This is a genomic window from Streptomyces sp. NPDC051987, assembly GCF_040680735.1.
Taxonomy (GTDB): Bacteria; Actinomycetota; Actinomycetes; order Streptomycetales; family Streptomycetaceae; genus Streptomyces.
In genome coordinates, this window is the sequence record NZ_JBFAXI010000183.1 from 1 (window position 1) to 4973 (window position 4973).

Sequence of the window (4973 nt, forward strand, 5' to 3'; positions counted from 1 at the left end):
GATTCCCTGGGGTGCTCTGCGGATCGCGAGGACAGGATCCGTGCGGCGGGGAGCCCGCCGGCCGCCTCCGCGGTGGAAGAATCCGCGTATGGCGGAAATCATCCAGAAGGACGGCATCTGGGCCTTCGACGGAGACGCTCTGCGGCTGGCTCCCGGGCGGGGCAGGAACGTCGGTGCGCTGCGCCGGGCCCTGGGTGAACTGCTCGTCCCGCTGGGTGCGTTGGCGGGCATCTCGTTCGAGCAGGGGCGCAGGCGGGGGCGGTTGAGGGTGCGGCTGCGGGACGGCGCCGATCCGCTGCTGCTCGCCACCGGGGGGCGCCTGACCGAACCGCACGACCCCTATCGGCTGACCGTGCGGCCGGAGCGGTACGGGGTCGCCGAGTACTTCACGGACGAGGTGCGCGACGCGCTGCTCCTCGCGCGGGTGCCGGGCACACCGGTGAGCGGGTACCTGCTGCCGGGGCCGCCGCTGCCGCTGTCGGTCTCCGCCGGGGGCGGCACCGCCTCGTTCGACGGCGAGCGGGTGCGCCTGGAGTGGAACTGGAGGACCGAGGACGCCAAGGCAGCCGGGGGGCCGCGCACCGTCGCCCTGGCGGACATCCTCGGCGTGGAGTGGCAGCCGCCCGCGGGGCTGGAGAACGGCCATCTGCGCTTCCGGGTGGCCGGTGCGCCGGCCGGGGGGCGGGCCCGGTACGACCCCTACGCGGTGGAGCTGTGGGGGTTCCGGCGGGATCCGCTGACGGCGCTGGTCGCGGCGGCCGTACAGGCACGTCTGCCGCATCCGGCGGCGACCGGGGTGTCGGGGGCCTCCGGTGCGCCGAGGACGGCGGCAAGAGCGGCCAGGACGGCCGGGGAGCCGGAGGCCTCCGGGGAGCCGGGGGCGACGGCCACGGCGGCCGAGGGGGATCTCGACGCGTTGCTGCGTCGGCTGCGGGAGCTGGGTGAGCTGCGCCGGGCGGGGGTGCTCACCGACGAGGAGTTCACGACGGCCAAACAGGCGGTCCTCACCCGGATGTGAGGACCGCCCGCGGGGCCCTACTTGGCCTTGCGCGCCACGGTGAAGTGGTCGATGCGGTCGCCGGTCTCGGCGATGCCCGACACCTTCAGCCTGGCGTACTGGCCGCGCGGGGCGGGCTCGACGTCCACGCGCAGGAAGGAGTAGTTGAGGTAGCGCACCCGGGACCAGGTGACGGTCTCGTTGACCTTGCCGTCCTTGGTGTTGATGAAGGAGGCGACGGAGTCGACCTCGTTCAGGTGGCCCTCGTAGGAGTCCGGGGCGGTGAACGCGTAGAGGCTGCGGCCGGCGGCGCCCGCGGTGACGTAGACGACACCCTCGGTCTCGGGGTAGGCGGTCTCGCCGATCGGGAGCTTCTTGACGACGGTGTTGCCCTTGATGACGTCGGTGCGCTCGTACTGGTGGTTGTGGCCGTTGATGACCAGGTCCACCGTGTACTTCTCGAACAGCGGCACCCACTCCTGTCGCACGCCCCCCTCCGAGGCGTGCGCCGTGGAGGTGCAGTAGGCGCAGTGGTGGAAGAACACGACGATGAAGTCGATGTCCTTGGAGGCACGGAACTTCTTCAGCTGCGCCTCGAACCACTTGGTCTGGGTACCGCCCGAGATGCCGAGGTTGGCCGGGATCTCGAAGGAGACGTCGTTCGGGTCGAGCGAGATGATCGCCGTGTTGCCGTGGACGAAGGAGTAGACGCCCGGCAGGTTCTTCTTGTCCGGCCCGTTGTCGGGCAGGGTGAAGCGGGCCTCCTCGCCGCCGTAGCCGTTGGGCGAGTACCACGCCTCCATGTCGTGGTTGCCGTACGACACCATCCACGGCACGGACTTGGCGACCGACTCGGTCTGGGCCAGGAACTGGTCCCACACCCGGGAGTCGAAGCCGGTGTCGGTGGACTTGCCCTGGCCGGCCGGGTCGCCGTAGGCGATGTCACCGGCGTGCAGGTGGAAGCTGGGGTTCTGGCCCAGGATCAGGCTGTCGTTGGCCAGGGCGTGGTAGCTGACGCCCTGGTCGCCGAAGGCCGTGAAGGTGAACGGCTGCTTGTTCCGGGGCGCGGTGGTGAAGGTGCCGATGGTGCCGGCGAACTGCGGCGAGGCCGGGTCGAAGCCGTCGTGGCCGACGCCGTAGAAGTACGTCCTGCCGGGCTTGAGGTTGGCCAGCTTGGCGTGCACGTAGTACTGGGTGTGGTCGCCGCTGGCACCGATGCCGGCCGGGGTGTAGAGGGTGCGGATCTCGGCGTCGATCTTGACCGAGAGGTGCGAGGCGTGGGTGCCGATGCGGACGAAGGGCTTCTTGACCGCGACGGGCACCTGCCACGAGATCGTCATCTCGGTGCTGGCGTCGTTGCCGAAGGCCAGGTGGCGGCCGAACGGCGCGACGAAGGCGCCGTCGACGTACTGGGTGGCGGGAGCGGAGGACCGGGTGGGGACGGCGGCCTGGGCGGTGCCGCCCATGACCAGCGAGCCGCCCGTGACGGCACCGAGGGTGACGGCGCCGCCTCTGATCATGGAGCGCCGGGAGAACTTGGCGCGGAGGTACTCGTGCTGCTCGGCCATGCTCATGCGGTCGGCGAGCTCATCGGGTACGCCCATACGAGGAATGTCCATGGCGTCTGAAAATCGTCTCCACAAGCGACGTGGCGCAAGACACAGGATGGACAGCGTCCGAACAGAACCCCATAAGACATTCAACAGGCCGTTGCCCGAAATCGGGCAGGATTCTTGCGAAACCGGCGCCGGTACCCGAGGATCTACCGGGTGCACGACGAACTCCTTGATCACCTGACGCGGTCCACACCCCTGAGCCGGGGCGAGGCACTGCGGGTGGTCCAGGACGTGCTCGCCTACTTCGACGAGACCACCGCGGACTACGTCCGGCGTCGGCACCGCGAACTCCAGGCGGAAGGCCTGGTCAACGCGGAGATCTTCGACCGGATCGCGGCGGATCTGAAGTACCGGGCGGTCGCCCCGCCGGAGCTCACCCTCCGGCAGCTGCGCCGCATGGTCTACGGATGACTACGACTTAGGGATACGGAACACCTCTATATGTGCGGAATTGTCGGTTACATCGGTAGGCGCGACGTCGCCCCCCTCCTGCTCGAAGGTCTCCAGCGGCTGGAATACCGCGGTTACGACTCGGCGGGCATCGTCGTCTCCACCCCGAAGGCGGCCGGCCTGAAGATGGTGAAGGCCAAGGGCCGGGTCCGGGACCTGGAGGCCAAGGTGCCGGCGCGCTTCAAGGGCACCACCGGCATCGCCCACACCCGCTGGGCCACCCACGGCGCCCCCTCCGACGTGAACGCCCACCCGCACATGTCCGCCGACCAGAAGGTCGCCGTCGTCCACAACGGGATCATCGACAACGCCGCCGAGCTGCGCCGCAAGCTGGAGGCGGACGGTGTGGTGTTCCTCTCGGAGACCGACACCGAGGTCCTCACCCACCTGATCGCCCGCTCCCAGGCGGAGACCCTGGAGGAGAAGGTCCGCCAGGCGCTGCGTCTGATCGAGGGCACCTACGGCATCGCGGTGATGCACGCGGACTTCCCCGAGCGGATCGTGGTCGCCCGCAACGGCTCCCCGGTCGTCCTCGGCATCGGCGACAAGGAGATGTTCGTCGCCTCCGACATCGCGGCCCTGGTCGCCCACACCCGCCAGATAGTGACCCTCGACGACGGCGAGATGGCCACCCTCAAGGCCGACGACTTCCGCACCTACACCACCGAGGGCACCCGGACGACGGCCGAGCCGACCACCGTGGAGTGGGAGGCCGAGTCGTACGACATGGGCGGCCACGACACCTACATGCACAAGGAGATCTTCGAGCAGCCCGACGCGGTCGACCGCGTGCTGCGCGGCCGGATCGACGACCGCTTCTCCACCGTGCACCTCGGCGGCCTCAACCTGGACGCCCGGGACGCCCGTGCCGTGCGCCGGGTGAAGATCCTCGGCTGCGGCACCTCGTACCACGCGGGCATGATCGGCGCCCAGATGATCGAGGAGCTGGCCCGCATCCCGGCCGACGCCGAGCCGGCCTCCGAGTTCCGCTACCGCAACCCGGTGGTCGACCCCGACACCCTGTACATCGCCGTCTCCCAGTCCGGTGAGACGTACGACGTCCTCGCCGCCGTCCAGGAGCTGAAGCGCAAGGGCGCGCGGGTGCTGGGCGTGGTGAACGTGGTGGGCTCGGCGATCGCCCGGGAGGCGGACGGTGGCACCTACGTGCACGCGGGGCCCGAGGTCTGCGTGGTCTCCACGAAGTGCTTCACGAACACGACGGTCGCCTTCGCCCTGCTCGCCCTGCACCTGGGCCGCATCCGCGACCTCTCGGTCCGCGACGGCAAGCGGATCATCGAGGGGCTGCGCAAGCTGCCGGCCCAGATCTCGGAGATCCTCGCCCAGGAGGCGGAGATCGAGAAGATCGCCGCGGAGTACGCCGAGGCCCGCTCGATGCTGTTCATCGGCCGTGTCCGGGGCTACCCGGTGGCCCGCGAGGCCTCGCTGAAGCTCAAGGAGGTCTCCTACATCCACGCGGAGGCGTACCCGGCGTCCGAGCTGAAGCACGGCCCGCTGGCGCTGATCGAGCCGGCCCTGCCCACGGTGGCGATCGTCCCCGACGACGACCTCCTGGAGAAGAACCGCGCGGCGCTGGAGGAGATCAAGGCCCGCAGCGGGAAGATCCTCGCGGTGGCCCACCAGGACCAGGAGAAGGCGGACCGCACGATCGTCGTCCCGAAGAACGAGGACGAACTCGACCCGATCCTGATGGGCATCCCGCTCCAACTCCTCGCCTACCACACGGCGAAGGCGCTGGGCCGCGACATCGACAAGCCGCGGAACCTCGCGAAGTCGGTGACGGTGGAGTAGGGCCGTTTCCGGGTGCGGGCCGGTGGGGGCTGGGTCGCGCAGTTCCCCGCGCCCCTGACGGGGCGCACTGCAACGCCCCTTCTTTCAGGGGCGCGGGGAAC

Annotated in this window: 4 protein-coding genes; 3 read left to right on the forward strand and 1 reads right to left on the reverse strand. The window is 69.9% G+C overall.

Translation table 11 applies throughout. From position 1 onward, the window contains the following. Nucleotides 1–88 precede the first annotated feature (88 nt). Entirely contained in the window at nt 89–1018 is a 930-nt protein-coding gene (locus tag AB0M11_RS41030; RefSeq protein WP_365714038.1) for a DUF4429 domain-containing protein, read from the forward strand. Nucleotides 1019–1035: 17 nt separating this feature from the next. Here AB0M11_RS41030 and AB0M11_RS41035 read toward each other — a convergent pair whose 3' ends face one another. Then, on the reverse strand, nt 1036–2601 hold the full coding sequence (locus AB0M11_RS41035) for a metallophosphoesterase family protein (RefSeq protein ID WP_365714040.1): 1566 nt from the start codon (nt 2599–2601) through the stop codon (nt 1036–1038). Between the two features lie 165 nt (nt 2602–2766). On the opposite strand from AB0M11_RS41035, the gene AB0M11_RS41040 reads away from it, so the two are divergent. Both AB0M11_RS41040 and glmS read left to right on the forward strand, forming a co-directional pair. After that, nucleotides 2767–3024 carry a hypothetical protein gene (locus AB0M11_RS41040; RefSeq protein ID WP_365714042.1) on the forward strand — a complete coding sequence of 86 codons (258 nt, stop codon included), beginning with the start codon at nt 2767–2769 and terminating at the stop codon, nt 3022–3024. A 30-nt stretch (nt 3025–3054) separates the two neighbouring features. Next, nucleotides 3055–4872, forward strand: coding sequence for a glutamine--fructose-6-phosphate transaminase (isomerizing) (gene glmS, locus AB0M11_RS41045; protein WP_365714044.1), 1818 nt, complete (start codon nt 3055–3057; stop codon nt 4870–4872). The last annotated feature ends 101 nt before the right edge of the window (nt 4873–4973 follow it).

Coding starts and splice junctions, on each gene's coding strand:
- AB0M11_RS41030 (WP_365714038.1), top strand. CDS start 89: ATGGCGGAAATCATCCAGAAGGACGGCATCTGGGCCTTCGACGGAGAC.
- glmS (WP_365714044.1), top strand. CDS start 3,055: ATGTGCGGAATTGTCGGTTACATCGGTAGGCGCGACGTCGCCCCCCTC.
- AB0M11_RS41035 (WP_365714040.1), bottom strand. CDS start 2,601: ATGGGCGTACCCGATGAGCTCGCCGACCGCATGAGCATGGCCGAGCAG.